The sequence below is a fragment of the Paenibacillus sp. JSM ZJ436 genome (genome assembly GCF_044383795.1).
Lineage (GTDB): Bacteria > Bacillota > Bacilli > Paenibacillales > Paenibacillaceae > Paenibacillus_AQ > Paenibacillus_AQ algicola.
Map to the genome: position 1 here is coordinate 1 of NZ_JBISEO010000013.1, position 16,786 is coordinate 16,786.

Genomic DNA, 16,786 nt, shown 5'->3' on the forward strand with positions numbered 1-16,786 from the left:
ACATCATTAAACAAAATAGTGATAAATACTCGGTATCAGCAATGTGTAACGTCCTACAAATCCCTAAAAGCACCTTTTACTATGACGTAAGCGAGAAAGAAAGCGAAGACGAGAGCATCCTTACGAAGGCGATCGTAGCGATCTTTCAAAGCAACCGCAAAGTCTATGGGACACGGAAGATTAAAACGAAACTCCAGGAGCAAGGATACACGGTTTCCAGACGCCGTATTGGGCGGATTATGAAAGAGCAAGGTCTTGTGTCCACGTACACGATGGCTCAGTATAAGCCGCATAGAACGGCTTGTAATGATGCAAACACAGCCAATGTATTGAAACGTGAGTTCAACCAAACAGAAGCAAAACGCTTTGTCGTCAGCGATCTGACGTATGTTAAAGTCGGGCACAAGTGGCATTACATTTGTGTACTGGTCGACTTATTCAACAGAGAAATTATTGGGCACAGTGCAGGTCCGCGTAAGGACGCTGCTCTAGTTTCCCGCGCCTTTGCCACAGTAGAAGGCGATTTGAGCGACATTCAGTGGTTCCACACGGATCGTGGAAGTGAGTTTAAAAACCAGGCCATGGATACGTTGTTAAAGACCTTTGACATCGGTCGTTCGCTCAGCATGAAGGGCTGTCCTTACGACAACGCCGTTGCTGAAGCGACTTACAAAGTAATGAAAACCGAATTCATTAACCAGATGTCGTTCCAGAGTCTCCACCATCTAAAGCTAGAATTATATGATTATGTGAACTGGTTTAACAAACACCGGGTTCATGGTTCACTAGGTTACATGACACCCGTTCAGTATAAAGCTGCGGCCCTTAAAAAAGTTGTCTGATTTACTGTTGACAGTCCACAATTTTGGTTGATTCAGTTTTTGCTCTTACAACTCTCCCCGCTATCAAAGCCCTTCCTTCAATGTTTATATGAGTTATATCCATGAAACTCCATAAGGAATTGTATAACTCCAAAAAGATGCCGGTTGTAACAATCCCCTCATAGAATAGAGGCTTAAGTTCTTCCAGCGGTCTGGTAAAGAGATTTTCATTAATGCTAAATTTCGCAACATATAAATGATGCTTTCTCATTATTCCCACCCCATTTATATTTCATAAATGAGGTAATTCGACGTATTTCTATTATTTCCTTCTTATTCCAACAAAATTGTAATAAGTTGATTTCATCTAACGTTCTTGCATACACGAACCCTCACTGCCTTGACCAAAGGAAACGGCCGCGACGCGGTTAGGCTGTGCAGGGTTGTCCGGCTGATTACACTTCATGCATTGAGTTTACTTCTTGAAATCCACTTCTTCTACTTCGGCTGGAACAAGGAGCGACAGCGACGCAGCTTGAATGTGGTGTTAGGTGGAGTTATCAACCTTCTCTGAGTTGCTTACGAGAAGTGCTGTTCAAATATATCTTTAATTATGTCTTCGGATTCATATGATAATTTTTTATTTTTGTCTAAACAAAGTATTAACGGCTTAACGATACGGTTATCAATTAATGTCCTTCTCATTATGTGTACTATCTCTAAAGCTTTCTGACAATCCTGAAGAGAAATATCTGAAAAGTTATTAGAGAATCCTGTTAACCGAAATTCTCCTACTTGTCTCTGTGAAGTTGAAGACTCGCCAATAAGCTCTCCTGACCAATTACTTTCTCTTATATCCGTAATTTCAATGTGTGTAGTCGTATATGTGCTTTCAGGGTGGACTAGCATATTACGAAATCGAACAAATTCTTCAAATAAAACATAAGGTTGTTCAGTTTGATTAAATGTAAAATCAAACAACTCTTTCAATAGTGTTTTATATTTCTCTTCTATACTCATGTTCTTGAATGTTTGTCTACGAGTAACCAAATTCCTTCGTAATACCGGTTTAAATTGATAATCGGTCTGTAGGTCTTTATTTAATCCATCAAAGTAAATTGACCAAATTGTAGATTCTAAAACCATAAACGAAAAGATACAGCAAGAAAGATTATTCCTAAAAGAGTGATAATTATCGGATGACTCTAAGTCTGAACTTGCAAAATAGTTGTTTAATGCAATTGAATAGTAATATGCAGTTGGGTCTTTTTTTGTATTGAAATTAATTTTGTCTCCAATGTGCATGCATCATCGGCTCATTTCTTTTTAAATGTTTGCTGATAATTTCACCTAACTTCTTACTTCACGAACTTCACGAATACGTTAATAATACGTGGTTTAATGAACTTCGTAAATACCCGTTTGGGAGGATGTTATGCGATGTGACTAAGCATCGACCTTTATTCCTTCTACAGATTTTTCTATATCACTAATGAAACAAAATTAGAAGTCCAATGGACTCTTGATCCGTCTCGCATCTTTTACCGTCACATGGGTGTAGCGCTCGGTTGTACGGCTGCTGGCATAACCGGGCAGCTCCTGAATATAACGAAGATCTGTGCCCGCTTCAAGCAAATGAGCTGCAAATGAATGCCTCAGTACGTGAACGCTCACTTTTTTAGCCACATTTATTTCCAGCACGGCGAAAGGATCTTGTGGTGACTTACAGATTTCTAACAATGAAAAAACACTTCCTATACTCCATGCCTGCTCAAAAGCTCACAAAAAGCCTGCAGGCCATCATGATGACCTACAGGCTTCGTGCTTCGCTGCCTACATACATAGGATAAAGCTTCTCCCGCTTAACAAACAAGCCGCTTTTAGTTCCGCCACGTGCCTCACGAGCAGCGGCTGTAGCCGCAGCTGCTGCACGTTTTGCAGCCCTCGATGTTGATCAATGTTGCACTGCCGCAGGAGGGGCATAAATCCCGCGAGCCGGCGATCTGCTCATCAGCCCCGTCCGTCTCAGCCCTAGCGGCAGCGCTCATCTCTGCATGAGTCTCGACTGCACCATCTCCAAGCTCTATGCTCATCTTAGCACCGCCTTCACCGCCTCCAGCCAGCCCCGTCCCTGCTGCGCAAGTCTCTCCTTGACCGCTGGCACTGACTGCATGCAGCTCCAGCGCCTTGGCCACGGCATCGGCAATAGATTCTACGCGGTTAACACCAAAGCCAATAGCCCCGGAACCGCCGATGCCTTTAAGATGCTTGATGAGCAGCTCCACCTTGTTGCCATGATCCCCATAGCGCAGGAACAGAGAGCATACGCGCCCCAGAGCTTCCGCCATGGCAAATACATCAGAGCCTGCTTTGCCGACATTCAGGAAAATTTCTCCCGGGATACCATTCAAATCATTGATGGTAATATACGCCATGCCGAAAGGCGTGTTCATCTTGTAAGTAGCACCGCGCAGTACGGCAGGACGTCTCTTATACTGCTGATCCAGACTGCTTTTTCCACCGGCTGTTCCTGCCCCAGTCATTTCTTCCGCTGCCCTCTGCTCATGAGGATGCTGAATGCCGAAATCACCGGCTGTTCCTGCCCCTGCTGATCCACCATGGTCCTCCTCCGTCCCCCTTGAGGCCCCCGGCTCCGGAGAAACCACCTGCTCCCTCAATTCCGCATCCGGTCCGTCCCCTGCGGACTGTGCCGATGTTTCCTTCACAGACAGGTCCTGCTCCTTCTTCTCTGTTTGCAGCACCTGCACATCCCGGCTGCCGTCCCGATAAATGGTCACACCCTTGCAGCCCAGGTCAAAGGCAAGCTCATACAACCGCTTCGTATCCTCGATCGTAAAATCTGCCGGACAGTTCGCCGTTTTGGAGATTGAGCTGTCCACCCATCGCTGAATGGCGGCCTGTGCTACAATATGATCCTCCGCCGACAGCTCCATCGCCGTCACGTAATAGCTCGGCAGCTCTTCCCCCGGATGGCTGTCCAGATATTCCTGAGCTATGGGCACGAGCTGCTCATCATAGCCTAGGCGGCTTTGGCGAAAATACTTGAATGCAAAGTAGGGCTCAATGCCTGTCGAGGTACCCACCATCGTGCCGGTGCTGCCCGTCGGCGCCTGTGTAATGACCGTTACGTTTCGGATGCCTTTGCTGCGAACGGCTTCGCCTACCTCCGGATAGACCTCAACGATATTTTTCATAAAGCCGCTCTGCAGATACAGCTCTGCATCAAAAGCCTTAAACGAGCCTTTCTCCATCGCAATATCTGCGGATGCCAGATAAGCCTCACGGGCGATAAAGCCATATAGCTTGTCCAGGAATTCCAGCGATTCCGGGCTGCCATAACGAATTTTCAGCTTGATCATCAGCTCCGCCAAGCCCATCGTGCCCAGGCCGATCCGACGTTCCTTTTTTTGATTCTCTTCATTTTCCGGGAAATGATACGGCGTCGTATCGATTACATTATCAAGAAAACGTACCGACCAGCGGGTCGTCTCCGCCAGCTCCTCCCAGGCAACGTCCTGCTTGCAGTCATCGTAAAACCTGGATAAGTTTATGGCCGATAGATTGCATACACCCCAGCCTGGCAGCCCCTGCTCTCCGCACGGATTAGTACAGATAATAGGGTTAAAATACCAGCTGTTCGACATCTGGTTGTAATATTCCATAAACACGACACCCGGCTCTGCCGATTTCCATGCCGATTCCACAATCGTATGCCAGATTTCGCGAGCCTTGACGGTTTTGTAAGGAATGACCTTATGACCGGCTGATTTCCAGGCATCCAGATCTCCGTTCCAGCTCTCGTCGTACGCCGCGTCGCGGGTGTCCGGAAATACCAGCTCCCACGATGCATCCTCCTTGACCGCCTTCATAAAGGCATTACTGACACAGACCGAAAGATTCGCATTGGTCACTTCGCCCATCTTCTGCTTAACCGTAATAAAATCCAGCACATCGGGATGCCAGTCATTCATCATCAGCATCAGGGCCCCCCGGCGGCTCCCGCCCTGCTCAATCAGGCCCGTGGTGTAGCTGAACAGCCCACCCCAAGACACGGCACCACTAGAGGCGCCGTTTACGCCGCGAACAAGAGCGCGGCGGGGACGAAGGGAAGACAGATTGATGCCAACCCCGCCGCCACGGGACATGATCTCCGTCATTTCGCCCAGCGTTTTCATAATGCCGCCCCGGCTGTCCTGCGGGGAAGGGATCACATAGCAGTTAAAGAGCGTCAACTCATCGCTTGCACCCGCCCCGGCTGCAATACGCCCCCCTGGAACCAGCTTCCAGTCATCCAGAATATGCCGGAATCTACGCCTCCATTCCTGCTGCAGCGCCGCTGTAGGCTCTGCTGACGCCATCGCGCCCGCCAGCCGATCCCACATTTCTTCCGGTGTACTCTCCACCGTCAAGGTCAGCTTTTCTACCTCTGTAGTGACAAGCTCTCCCGAGCGAGTCTTCACCGTAACGTGATCTCCTTCCCGCTCAACAATCTCACCGACCTCCTTGGCGGGAAATTTAGGGTCGTCCTTCGTCAGCACGAGAACCACATCCCCCACCTTGGCCTGCTGGACATCGCTATTTTTCCAGGCGTATCGGTCCAGAAAAATCTTCTCGCTAAGCCCCTCCAGCCTGTGCACCCTTTTACCCGTCATTCTCAACGACCTCCTTCATCAATGAATGGATCAGCACCTTATAATGACAGTCTCTGGTTATGAAGCTTCTTTTTTTCGTCCATACTACTTTTACACCGCATGCCCGGACACTTAAATCAGAGGAGGAGATTCACCTGAACTCATCGTCATCGGACTCCAGCCATATTATTACGGATCAGCGCATCCCTGTTCCCCTTCACCTAGACCGAACCTGGCTTCATGACCTGCAAAGCCGCTTGGACAAAGGCGGTCCCTGGGGAGATTACGCACTGTCCCGCTTAGCGCTGCAGGGTGAAGAGGCCTCCCTGGTCACGAGCTTTGAGGAATTGCAGTGCCTGAAGCAGATCGGGAGCCTGTCTCCTCTTCCCCACCAGATCGATACAGCTCAAAAGGTATTGTTCCAAATGTCCGGACGGGCCATTCTTGCCGATGAGGTAGGACTGGGCAAGACGATCGAAGCCGGCCTGATTCTAAAAGAATATATGATCCGCGGCCTCGTCTCCAAGGTGCTCATTCTCGTCCCGGCCTCCCTCGTGCTGCAATGGGTGCGGGAGCTCAACTCCAAGTTCGGCATTCCGGCCATCGCCCAAAAAAAAGCCTACTCCTGGGGCAATGACATCATCGTCGCCTCTATGGACACTGCCAAGCGGGAGCCCCATCAGAACCTGTTACTCAATGAGGAATATGACATGCTGATCATTGATGAGGCCCACAAGCTGAAGAACAAGAAGACGACCAACTATCAATTCATTCAGAAGCTGCGTAAAAAATATTGCCTGCTCCTCACCGCTACACCCGTGCAAAATGATCTCAGCGAGCTGTTTAACCTGATTACCCTGCTCAAGCCGGGCCAGCTCGGCCGCCAGGGCGAATTCTCGGCCAACTTTGTCGTGGATAAGCGCCGACCGAAAAATCAGGAGCAGCTGAAGGACGAGCTGGCCAAGGTCATGATCCGCAATCGCCGGGGAGAGGGGCCGGTACAATTCACCAAACGATCGGTGCGTAATGCACTGCTCCAGCTCTCTGATGACGAGCAAACACTCTATGACGGAGTTACGTCATTTGTGAAGGATCAGTATCAGGCAGCCGGGGGTAATATGAGCAGCATGCTGTCACTCGTCACCCTGCAGCGGGAGGTGTGCAGCAGCCGCGATGCCGTCTTTGTCACCCTCGTGAACCTGGCCAAGAAGCTGCCCGAGGATTCTCCTGTCCGCGACCGGATCTGGGATCTGGTTCATTTGATTAAAGCCGTTAAAGCCAACACCAAAGCAGAGAAAGCGATCGAGCTCATCCAGGGCATGAATGAAAAAGTAATCGTCTTTACCGAATACCGGGCAACACAGGAGTATTTACTGAACTATTTCCGCGATCACGGTCTGACCTCCGTTCCTTATCGGGGAGGCATGAACCGCGGTAAAAAAGACTGGATGATGGACCTGTTCCGGGGTAAGGCCCAGGTTATGATCGCCACAGAAGCCGGCGGTGAAGGCATCAACCTGCAATTTTGCCACCATATGATTAATTTTGATCTGCCGTGGAATCCCATGCGGGTGGAGCAGCGGATCGGACGCGTCCACCGCCTCGGTCAGCAGAACGATGTTCACATTCATAACCTGTCCACCAAGGGCACGATTGAAGAGCATATCCTGAGCCTGCTGCATGAGAAGATCAACATGTTTGAGCTGGTCATCGGCGGACTGGATGTGATCCTGGAGCGGCTGGAGAAGAAGGAATCTATCGAGAAAAGCCTGTACAAAATCATGCTGGAATCAAGCAGCGATGACGAAATCCGCCATAAGCTAGGCTCTTTGGGAGATTCACTGCATCAGCTCAAGGAAGAGCTGGAATTACAGACACCCACGAACATCCTACGAGAAGAGGAGGCCTGAATATGAGCCTGTCCCCGCAGCAGATTCAGCAGCATGTTTCCGTATATTTAGATGCTACACAGTGTCAGGTGCTGGAGCGGTCTCCCCAGCATGTAACCGTAAAGCTGTCCCCTCAGGCGGATAAAATGCTGACGAACCGCCCCTATTATTGGGGCTTTATCGAGCGAACCGGTGCGCCGGCCGAGACATTATCCTTCACGTTTGTGTTTGATCCCCACGCTTACGATGCACAGCTTGAAGCCAAAGCCCGCGCTGATCAGACTTCTGGCTCTGGAGCCTCTGCTGCTCTTGCTCAAGACCCTTTGCTGTCCCGCTATTACGGCAGTGCTCCTGTTCCTATGCTTCCCGTGCTGGGGCCGGGGCGAATCCAGCGGGAGGATGTGACCTTCGGCAGCCGCCGTCTGCAGCAAATCTGGCAGGCTGCGCGCGAGGAAGGGCAGTATCTGTATCTGTTTGAGGAGCCGGAGCCGGAGGCCAGGCCCAAGACCAGATCCGCGGCATTGGAGCAATGGCTGGGCGTCTGCTTCAAGGTAGAGTTCAGCTGTGACCTCAAGCGGGAAGAGCTGCACTATGTGGCCATTTCTTTATCCCGAAAACAGATTGTCTCCCAGTTTGACACGCAACTGCAGGAGCGAAGCTTATCTCCACGGCTGCCGGAGTATGTGCATATACGTCCAGCGGTGCTGTCCCTCGCTCAAGGAGCGGAGCTGCTGGAGCAGCATCTGCTGGAGCAGCTGAGCGAGCGGGATTACAGCTGGGCCTCCCAGGCGGAGGTCAGGCTTGCAGAGGAGCTGCGGATCGTGGACAGCTATTACGAGGAGCTCCTGAAGGAGCCGGACGAGGAGAAGCAAAGACTCATTCAGGAGCAGCATGAGGCTCGGCGCAGTGAAATGCAGTGGCAGTATGAGCCCAAAATCTCGCTGTCCGCCATCACCTGCGGTTTGTTTCATCTGCATTCGCCGGTTCATGCGCCCTCCTGAGCCTTCTCGCTACATTTAGCCAAAATCACACCTGCTTTTGCCGCATGTCCACCGACACGATGCAGCAGTCTTTTCAGGGCTTGTCCCCTACAATGAACCGTATATTGAAAAAGGCGGTGTAGCCCGTGCCCATCCTTTCGTTTCTATTACAAAGCTCTGTCATCAGAGCCATATGCGCCCTGCTCTCCCTCAGCTTGTGCGCGGCACCTGCAGGATATGCCAAGGAAGCCCCGGCTGTCATTAAGCCCGGGCTTCAACCGTGTGCTGGCACACAAGTCCCTTCACCTAAGAGACTCAGCACCTTCATCAATCAGGCCGCCCTTTCCCTCGGCGTGCCTTCTGCCGTGGAGAGCTTCGCTCGCGAAAGCATTGAGCAGCTCTCGCAGCATCCGCCGTTCACAGGCTGGACAGAAGCCAGCGCTGATTACGTTCCGCTGGGGCCTGGCACCCATAGCTGGCTAGTCATGCTTCAGGAAGCGCAGGTGCCGATTGGATATCTTATCATTACCGCAGACGAAGAAGGCGGCTACATGCTGAGTGAATACGGCATCGGAAGTGATCTGCCCTACAGCCTGAACCGACTGGAAGATGCATTGGCTGCTCTCGGACTCAGCCTGCCCATGGATCCCAGGATGAATCAAGGAACATCTCTTACCGTGGAAACCTTTTATGATCCCTCCAGCCCTTTCTGGAGAATCTCTTCAGCCAACAGCCCTTCACTGTATATCCACGGCATTACAGGCGATCTGCTGCCTAATACGGCATTCACCAGTAAGGCTCTTACTGGAGCCACAAACGAAGACGTTCATACCTCCATCGCCGCAGGCTTAGTCTCTTCCGCCTCGTCATGGGCTCCGGCAGCAGCTGCACTGGGCAAGGGCTCACCTGATCCCTATAGTAATTTGCTATGGAAGCTAGGTACACCAAGACGCATAGTGACCGCAGAGTCGCTCCAGCCGCTGCTAATTGCACAAAGCCGCAGCGCCGTTATCTTTGACGCCGGGAAGCTGAATCCTCTTCTCGCTGGGCCGCTGTCATTGACGGGCTCACAGCTATGGTCCCGTGACAATCAAGTGATGATGTACGTAGCTGCTTCTCATCATGGCATCCGGCTTCAACGCTATTTGCCTTCTGAAATTCTGATCAGACATGGACAATTCTATGTTCAGGCTCAAGAGACCGTACGTTCACTAAGCTTGGGCAGTCCCTGACTAGCCATCTCAAAGCGCCAACTCCGGCAGCAGATCACTTTAGCCTGGACGTTAGCGACGCCGTCGCTTGCGGGTTTTTTCCACCACATCCTCTTTCCAAAGAGACATTGAAAATGGCAGCATCCCGAACCAGCGGGTGCTCCAGGGCTCCTTCGCCATCCTTCTGCGCCGTTCTTCTTTGGGCGTTCCCATATAGCTGACGACGCGCTGTGTAATATATTTTATTAAATCATCACTACTGGCCATTATGACACCTCCTCCTTGAGTATAAAGCGTGTTCTTTCTTCTACAGGATGCACGGAACGCCTCCATTCTAGACCTTTAAGGCATGATATACCGGATAATGCGCATCCTAGGAGCAGATGATTATGAAGGAAGGCAGGTGCTCCTTGAATGCGTAAATTCAATCTAAAAGCTCTTCTGAGCCTGTGGGCGGCTCTTGTTGTAACGCTGGGACTGCTGCCGTCAGACTGCTGGGCTTCATCGCCTCAAACTTCAAAGCAGCTTCATTCTTCCGAAGACAGCAGCAGTCAAATACAGCAGCATCCGTTCATGCACCGTGCGGTGCTTATTGATGTCGGACACGGAGGGATCGACGGCGGCACCTCATTCCAAGGCTTATTGGAAAAAGATATCAATCTCGCCATCTCCCGAAGATTGTATATGCTGCTACGCAGTGAGGGGATTCCTGCGGTACTGAACCGGGATCAGGATTATGCGCTTAGCGACGATAATCGCTGGCATGCCAGCCGCTCCAGGCATCAACGGGATCTGTCCCAGCGAAAGCAGCTGAGCCATGAAATTCCGACCGCGATGATTGTCAGCATCCATGTGAATTGGGCCAAGAACAGCTCCAGAAGCGGCGGGATCGTTCTCCATCAGCCTGAGGGCCGCAGCACGCTGCTAGCCGGCTGTATTCAGCGGCAATTCAATGAGCTCTACCAGCTTCAGCACACCTTTACAGTCGGCAAGCCCTTTTACCTGCTGAAGCTGTCCGAGGTTCCCGCTGTCATTGTCGAAACCGGATTTATCAGCCATCCATCAGACCGCCAAAAGCTGACCAGCCGGAAAGGGCAGGTTGAAATTTCGGAGGCGATAGTTAAAGGCATTATCAGCTATCTAACCATGTATGAATAATTGGTTATTCATACATGGTTTTGTTATACAAATCCATTATGTGTGCCTAAAAATGATTTTATGTGATTTATTATGACATTTTATAATGAAATTCGTGATTTTTCCCTGAATTCTCTCTTTTATTTCCCAAAATTTATGGTAGTATAACTAACATATAGGATCATAAAAAGTATCATCGGGATCAGGGGGAGATCACCATGTTTGAGGGACTGAGAGTAAAGGAAGGCTTTCCGTTATGGAGATCCTGGCGCTTAAACCGCCACATGCAGAAGGATGTCGAGCACATTTTTGAGGGCATTGCGGAGAACCGCAAGGATTTGCTGATGTCGTGGTCGACAGAGTACTGGGGGCATCTGGAGCGTCTGCAGCATGTGATGCAAGAAGCCTTTACGGCTTCCAATGCAATCGCGAATGCCAGGAGCGGTCATAGCAAGCCCGAGCACTGGAGCTCTCTATTGGGACAGGTCTATACCCGGGCGGCCGATTTTACAGAGCTGTTTATACTGGACCCTCAGGGACAAGTGCAATACTCCACGCATGCAGATCATATTGGCACTTGTTATGCTGCAGGAAGCTTCATCGGGGATGCTGTTCAGTATGCGCAGAATAAGGCTGAAGGCCGGATGCTGCTAGGTCCTTACGCAGACTCCAGGACGCAGGAGCTGGGAGCGAGAAGCTCTTCTTTTCACGACGCCATGACGCTGCTGTTCATTCAGGTCATGCTGCATGAAGGGACATGTATCGGAATTTTATGCGGCAGAGTACCAAATGACGTCATCGGAGACCTGATCCAGCGTGAATCGGGTCATGTCTATCCTGACTCCGGAGATAATTACATATTTATGGCGAAGCCCAGCTATCATAAGCAGATTCTTCCTGGCACCGCATTATCACGCAGCCGCTTCGAGGATCGGACCTTTACACACGGAGAGAACCTGAAGGACGGTGTTCACACGGAATACGGGACGGTCACAGTCAAGCACCATACAGAGCTGGAGCTTATATTCAGTGATCCCGCCACAGGCAGTCTGCATCCCGGTGTGGCCGGAACGATACAGAACGGGAGTAATTTATTTGTGGCTTATCCCGGATATCCCGACTATCGGCATATTCCCGTGATCGGCAAGGGAGTCACCTTTCAGCTCCCGCATTGTCCGGATGTATGGGGCATGATGTGTGAAGGAGACTTCGAAGAGGTATACCGGATTCGCAGCCTTGGCTTTCGGATGTTCAAGTCCCAGCTTATGTCATCTCTTGTCCTTGCGACACTAGCGTTCGGCATATTGTTTGCGGCTGCCTCCTTTACTTCTCCTCTCATCACGGCCTTCAGCGGCGGAGCCCTTTGCCTGATCTTCGGATTGGTAAGCTTCTTATGGCTCCGATCCCGTGAAATTAGCCGCGTAAGTGACCAAATGTCTGATTTGACCCGCTTCATTCGTATGAACGCCGAAGGACGGGGTGATCTGACTCAGCGGCTGGACCCCGGGCATTTTCAAGATGAAACACGGGAGCTGGCCAAATGGATCAATAATATGATCGACTCGCTGGAAGGAATTATGATGCAGGTCAAATGGACAGCCAGCGACGTTTCCGCCAGCCAGCAGACGATGCAGGATACTACTTCACTGACCGTTACCTCCGCAGAAAGGGTAAGCGGGAATGTACATGAGATGATTCGCAGCATGCGGATGCAGCTGCAGGACATTGATATTGCCCGAGAGAGCACCGAGAATATGAAGGAAGTTTTGCTGGAGCTGGAACGTCAGGCTCACGAGCAGATCGAAGTGGCACGCAGCGAGGTTCGGGGCATCGGCGACAAGATGTCTCATATCTCCACCCGAGTGGAAGAGAGCAATCAGAGCATTCGTGCTTTCGTGGAAACGGTTCAGGAAATTCGAAATGTACTGCATGCCATTGAGCAAATCTCTTCACAGACGCAGCTCCTTGCGCTAAATGCATCCATTGAAGCTGCACGGGTAGGCGAGCATGGACAGGGCTTTGCTGTCGTCGCCTCGGAAATACGCAAGCTGGCCGAGCTCACGAGCAAATCCACGGACGAGGTGAATGAGATTATCCGGCATATTTACCAGGACACTGAGAAAGCCTTCCGCTCTATGGAAGACGGAAGCCGTGTCATCCATGAAGGGACACGCCTGGTTGCCGCAGCCTCTGAGCTGCTCTCTTCAGCGGCGGCCGAGGATCAACGGAAGCACCAGGCGGTGGACGAAGTGGTCAGCCTGATGGAGAAAATCGCTCTAGTCAGCAAAGAGAACCGTAAGATCTCCAAGGATGTCGAGCACAAAATGCAGGCTTTAACCTCCGACATTCAGAGTGTCCGGCACACCTCGGGCAGCGTGGAGGCCATCGCCCATTCCATGCAGCAGCTGGTGAGCCAGTTCAAGCTGACAGAGTCACGCATCCGCTAATCCATGCAGCAGCGCAGATTTCATTCTGTGCTGCTGCTTTCTTTTGTTCTCTTTCCTACCTTACCGGCAATACATCTCTGCTCCAGCCGGTGCTCTCCAGCACGAGCTGTGAGATGCCGATAAATTCGACTCCTTGCCGCTGAAGCTCTGCAACGCTGTCACTCAGCCCCTGGGCCGTAATGAGCCCGTCAATCCCGACATGTCCGATGGTGACACAGTACTGATGCTTAGCACCATATTCAGAAGCCAGCTTGAGCTGCTTGACAACATGCGCTTTGGTATGGATATTATCCAGAAAAAGATGGTTGCTTATATCCGGCAGCCCCTTTTCAACAGCCAGCCGTCCGGCAACCGAGCGGTAATTCGTTTTACTGTCCACAAAAAACAACCCATGCTCCCGGCAAACCTCCAGCACCACCGACATGATCCGTTCATCTCCGGTAATCCTGGAGCCCATATGATTGTTCATGCCGACAGCATGCGGAACCTCCTGAATGGCCGCCTCCAGCGTCTCACGAATCTCCTGATGACTCATGCTGCTCGTGATGGCTCCCGGACCTAGCCAGCTTGCCTTGCCTTGCCTGGGCTCCATCGGCATATGAATGATGACATCATGACCCGCTGCATGGGCGCGTTCCGCATCTTCACGGCTTGTGCTCAGAAACGGCATCACCGCTGCCGTGATCTTGACCGGAAGCTGCAGCATCTCCTCGGTCCCCTTCTGGCCGCTGCCAAAATCGTCGATAATAATGGACACCTTTCCAGGACGAAGCATTTCTTCCTCACCCTGCAAGAAGCCCTCCGCACTCACCCCCACAGTACCTGTCCAGCTTAACACTCCAAGAATCCATAACCACAATATAAGCTTGTTCATCACCTGCATCTCCTTCCACGTGCACCCATCCGGATTTGAATTAACATGTCCAATGGAAAGACCCTTTATGTACCTGGCGGTGAAGAAACGCAGGCTACGTTTTGAACAGCTTTACGGCAAAAAGAATCATCTACTCAGAGAGTAGATGATTCTTTAAGGATGCGGTCGAGAGGACTCGAACCTCCACGGGGGTTAGCCCACACGGACCTGAACCGTGCGCGTCTGCCAATTCCGCCACGACCGCAAATTGTGTTTGTCGCACCATCATGATCCATATCGCGGCGACAAGATATATCTTATCATGCTAGCTATATCGTGTCAACACTTTTTTAAAAGCTTGATTAAATCTCAGACTTTCGGTTAAAATAAGAACATAAGTTCGTACTTTAATTCTACATTTGAGGTGATCGTCATGGCTGTATCGGGAATGAGTACTGAAGACCGTTCACTGATCAGGAGCTATATGCTGCTTCGATTCACGCACCGCGTGTTTGAACGGGACTGCCGGATTATTCAGGAGAGCGGCGTCTTTAAGACCCCCGAGCTTTATGTGGAGCTCGTCGGCAATGGCGCTAAGAAGACCGCTCTAATGCTAAAGGAAATCAAGCTCCAATTTGCCACCCGTACAATCAAGATCATCGAAATCACCCGAGATGCTGACGGCGTTCAGGCCCGTTATGCTTGCCGGGGATATATCGGTACTCTTCAAATTCTGTGGCCCTGTTTCCAGCAGGAGGTCATGTCCCGTATGCGGGCTTACCTGGGCCTGCATCTTCCTAAAGCGCCGCAGGCGGAAACCGAAATTTCTGCTGCGCCTGCCTGTCCCTTGCCTTGAAGTGCATTAGCATATAGATATACGTAAAGAACCGCCTGACAGGCAGCAGGGCTGCAATACAGACGGTTCCTTAGCGTGCTTGCACCTTGAGAAGATTGGTCACTCTGTGCTAATGCAGATTGGCCTGAACTCTCATCAAGCCCTGTGACATAGCATGTCCTGCACTGGCAGCCGAGGCCACGGCAGCAGCCTCCATAATCTGGGCATCACTAGCCCCTTTCGACCTCGCCTCTTCCATATGGTAATACGTACAAAGCTCGTTGTTCGCGAACATGGCGATCCCCAGCGCGATCAGCTGCTTTGTTTTTTCATCCAGCTCCCCAACCTGAAAGCAGGCCCCGGTGAAGTGATGATAAGACTCTGCAATGGCCGGCATGGCTGTTTTCAGATTGTGGATTTCATGTTTGTAGGCATTGACCTTATCACTGTGAAATTCCATCGATTTATTCCACCTCACTGTAGCTTAACTTCTCCCGTCTAGGTTGTCCCGATGGCAGAAATCTATGCTAGGCATCCAGTGGACTAATGCGCGGTTCGCTATGAAGCTGATAGCTGTAGCCGCGGCTAAGCTTGACCACCCGGCGGTTCCTGCGGCGGATAATAACATGCTCTTCATCCCAGGCGACTACAATCCCGCTCACATCATTGCTTTCCAGACCATCTCGAACGACACGCACTCGTTCCCCGGACAAACGCAGCTCATTTAACTGCTCGTCGTTAATCATACAGGCCCTCCTTTCTCATGATTAAAAAGGCCCCCGCAGGATGAATGTCATCCCGCAGGCAGCCTTCAACAATAAAGCATCATATGGAAACATCAGCCTTGTGCGGAGCATTCACTCCCGCACGCACATACGCCTTAACGCTGAGCAGGCTCGATGCTGTCATTCTTCTCAAACCAGAAATCAAGGACTGTGGATGACATAACCCGCTTCTCTACATATTCCACCTGCTGCTCTGTAAACTGCTCTCTCCAGTTATAAGAAAGCTCTTCACACATGCCAGCAATCGTCAGAAGCTCAGACCAGGCTACATAACGCTTATACCAAAAGAACTGAGGATGTTCGATCATATAGGGATAAAGGTCATCGAATTCGGTGTGCTTGCAATCCAGCGCCCGTTCAAAGTGAACCTTCGCTCCGCTCAGCTTCTCGATCAAGTAAGTTTCAGTTACCGGCTCTTTCCCCATGTTGTTGCCTCCTCTCTCTTTCCTGCTCCTACATTATAAAATAAAAACCCCGCACAGGAAAGGCATAGTTGCTATTTTAGGCACAGGTTTCACAAAATTTCCATAAAGTTTATTCATCCACGAAGGTGATTCTGCCGCCTTCCAGAGACTTGATCTGAAGCAGCGGCTCCACTTGAATGCCCTGCTCTCTCAAGGTTCTCGCCCCTGCCTGAAAGCTCTTCTCGATGACAACGCCTAATCCGACCAGCTCTGCTCCTGCCCGCTCAATAATCTTGATCAGGCCGCGGGCGGCATCCCCATTCGCGATAATATCATCAATAAATAATACCCGGTCTTCCTTACTAATAAACTGGCGGGACATCATAATGTCTGTCACAATGCCTTTCGTGAAGGAAGGCACTCGTTCGCACAGCGCATCAGGGTCCGCCAGCAGCGTCTTCTTCCGCCGGGCAAACACCATGGGAACTTCCAACGCAAGCGCTGCTGCAAAGGCAACGGAGATTCCGGAGGACTCCAAGGTCACAACCCGGGTCACACCCTGATCCCGAAACCGGGCAGCAAAAGCCTTACCCATCTCCATAATCAGGGAAGGATCCACCTGATGCGTCAATAATGCGTCCAGCTTAATCACCTGATCTGATAATACGACAGCTTCCTGTAGAACCCGCTGCTTCAACCACTCCATATCCTGACCTCCCACGCCAATAACCTTTGTCGTAAAATTACCACATTTCAAGAGCATCCGGCAAGT

16 protein-coding genes and 1 tRNA gene are annotated in these 16,786 nt (G+C 50.8%); 7 read left to right on the forward strand and 10 right to left on the reverse strand.

Annotation, left to right across the window (positions count from 1 at the left end):
• Positions 1 to 842, forward strand: an 842-nt coding sequence (locus ACH6EH_RS15320; protein WP_397332960.1) for an IS3 family transposase, incomplete at its 5' end; no start/stop codon positions are given.
• 558 nt (positions 843 to 1,400) lie between these two features.
• On the opposite strand, the gene ACH6EH_RS15325 is transcribed toward ACH6EH_RS15320, so the two are convergent.
• The 3 genes from ACH6EH_RS15325 to ACH6EH_RS15335 form a co-directional block, all read right to left on the reverse strand.
• Positions 1,401 to 1,841 carry a hypothetical protein gene (locus ACH6EH_RS15325; RefSeq protein WP_397332961.1) on the reverse strand — a complete coding sequence of 147 codons (441 nt, stop codon included), beginning with the start codon at positions 1,839 to 1,841 and terminating at the stop codon, positions 1,401 to 1,403.
• Positions 1,842 to 2,324: 483 nt separating this feature from the next.
• Positions 2,325 to 2,507 (reverse strand): tyrosine-type recombinase/integrase, encoded by a 183-nt coding sequence (locus tag ACH6EH_RS15330; protein ID WP_397332962.1) that lies wholly within the window; start codon positions 2,505 to 2,507, stop codon positions 2,325 to 2,327.
• Between the two features lie 212 nt (positions 2,508 to 2,719).
• Positions 2,720 to 5,494 carry an adenosylcobalamin-dependent ribonucleoside-diphosphate reductase gene (locus tag ACH6EH_RS15335; protein WP_397332963.1) on the reverse strand — a complete coding sequence of 925 codons (2,775 nt, stop codon included), beginning with the start codon at positions 5,492 to 5,494 and terminating at the stop codon, positions 2,720 to 2,722.
• Positions 5,495 to 5,553: 59 nt separating this feature from the next.
• On the opposite strand from ACH6EH_RS15335, the gene ACH6EH_RS15340 reads away from it, so the two are divergent.
• The 3 genes from ACH6EH_RS15340 to ACH6EH_RS15350 all read left to right on the forward strand — a co-directional run bounded on the left by ACH6EH_RS15340 (position 5,554) and on the right by ACH6EH_RS15350 (position 9,574).
• Entirely contained in the window at positions 5,554 to 7,383 is a 1,830-nt protein-coding gene (locus ACH6EH_RS15340) for a DEAD/DEAH box helicase (RefSeq protein ID WP_397332964.1), read from the forward strand.
• Positions 7,384 to 7,385: 2 nt separating this feature from the next.
• Positions 7,386 to 8,363 carry a YqhG family protein gene (locus tag ACH6EH_RS15345; RefSeq protein WP_397332966.1) on the forward strand — a complete coding sequence of 326 codons (978 nt, stop codon included), beginning with the start codon at positions 7,386 to 7,388 and terminating at the stop codon, positions 8,361 to 8,363.
• 125 nt (positions 8,364 to 8,488) lie between these two features.
• Positions 8,489 to 9,574: a hypothetical protein gene (locus ACH6EH_RS15350; protein WP_397332967.1), complete on the forward strand. Its 1,086-nt coding sequence runs from the start codon at positions 8,489 to 8,491 to the stop codon at positions 9,572 to 9,574.
• A gap of 51 nt (positions 9,575 to 9,625) precedes the next feature.
• Here the strand turns inward: ACH6EH_RS15350 and ACH6EH_RS15355 are convergent, their stop codons facing one another.
• The gene (locus ACH6EH_RS15355) at positions 9,626 to 9,820 is read right to left on the reverse strand and encodes a YqzE family protein (RefSeq protein WP_138226305.1); all 195 of its coding nucleotides are present in this window, start codon (positions 9,818 to 9,820) and stop codon (positions 9,626 to 9,628) included.
• A 147-nt stretch (positions 9,821 to 9,967) separates the two neighbouring features.
• Here ACH6EH_RS15355 and ACH6EH_RS15360 point away from each other — a divergent pair, with 147 nt between their 5' ends.
• Positions 9,968 to 10,711, forward strand: a complete 744-nt coding sequence (locus ACH6EH_RS15360; protein WP_397332968.1) for an N-acetylmuramoyl-L-alanine amidase — start codon at positions 9,968 to 9,970, stop codon at positions 10,709 to 10,711.
• Positions 10,712 to 10,908: 197 nt separating this feature from the next.
• Positions 10,909 to 13,137 (forward strand): methyl-accepting chemotaxis protein, encoded by a 2,229-nt coding sequence (locus ACH6EH_RS15365; RefSeq protein ID WP_397332969.1) that lies wholly within the window; start codon positions 10,909 to 10,911, stop codon positions 13,135 to 13,137.
• 55 nt (positions 13,138 to 13,192) lie between these two features.
• On the opposite strand, the gene ACH6EH_RS15370 is transcribed toward ACH6EH_RS15365, so the two are convergent.
• Positions 13,193 to 14,011: a divergent polysaccharide deacetylase family protein gene (locus tag ACH6EH_RS15370; RefSeq protein WP_397332970.1), complete on the reverse strand. Its 819-nt coding sequence runs from the start codon at positions 14,009 to 14,011 to the stop codon at positions 13,193 to 13,195.
• A gap of 160 nt (positions 14,012 to 14,171) precedes the next feature.
• A tRNA-Leu gene (locus ACH6EH_RS15375) sits at positions 14,172 to 14,255 on the reverse strand.
• Between the two features lie 168 nt (positions 14,256 to 14,423).
• On the opposite strand from ACH6EH_RS15375, the gene ACH6EH_RS15380 reads away from it, so the two are divergent.
• The gene (locus ACH6EH_RS15380) at positions 14,424 to 14,846 is read left to right on the forward strand and encodes a YhjD family protein (protein ID WP_397332971.1); all 423 of its coding nucleotides are present in this window, start codon (positions 14,424 to 14,426) and stop codon (positions 14,844 to 14,846) included.
• Between the two features lie 109 nt (positions 14,847 to 14,955).
• Here ACH6EH_RS15380 and ACH6EH_RS15385 read toward each other — a convergent pair whose 3' ends face one another.
• The 4 genes from ACH6EH_RS15385 to ACH6EH_RS15400 form a co-directional block, all read right to left on the reverse strand.
• Positions 14,956 to 15,285, reverse strand: coding sequence for a carboxymuconolactone decarboxylase family protein (locus ACH6EH_RS15385; protein ID WP_397332972.1), 330 nt, complete (start codon positions 15,283 to 15,285; stop codon positions 14,956 to 14,958).
• Positions 15,286 to 15,352: 67 nt separating this feature from the next.
• Entirely contained in the window at positions 15,353 to 15,571 is a 219-nt protein-coding gene (locus ACH6EH_RS15390) for a hypothetical protein (RefSeq protein WP_138226318.1), read from the reverse strand.
• Between the two features lie 134 nt (positions 15,572 to 15,705).
• Positions 15,706 to 16,035: a hypothetical protein gene (locus tag ACH6EH_RS15395; RefSeq protein WP_138226319.1), complete on the reverse strand. Its 330-nt coding sequence runs from the start codon at positions 16,033 to 16,035 to the stop codon at positions 15,706 to 15,708.
• A 109-nt stretch (positions 16,036 to 16,144) separates the two neighbouring features.
• Complete coding sequence (locus ACH6EH_RS15400; protein ID WP_138226320.1) at positions 16,145 to 16,720, reverse strand: xanthine phosphoribosyltransferase; 576 nt, start codon at positions 16,718 to 16,720, stop codon at positions 16,145 to 16,147.
• Between the last annotated feature and the right edge of the window lie 66 nt (positions 16,721 to 16,786).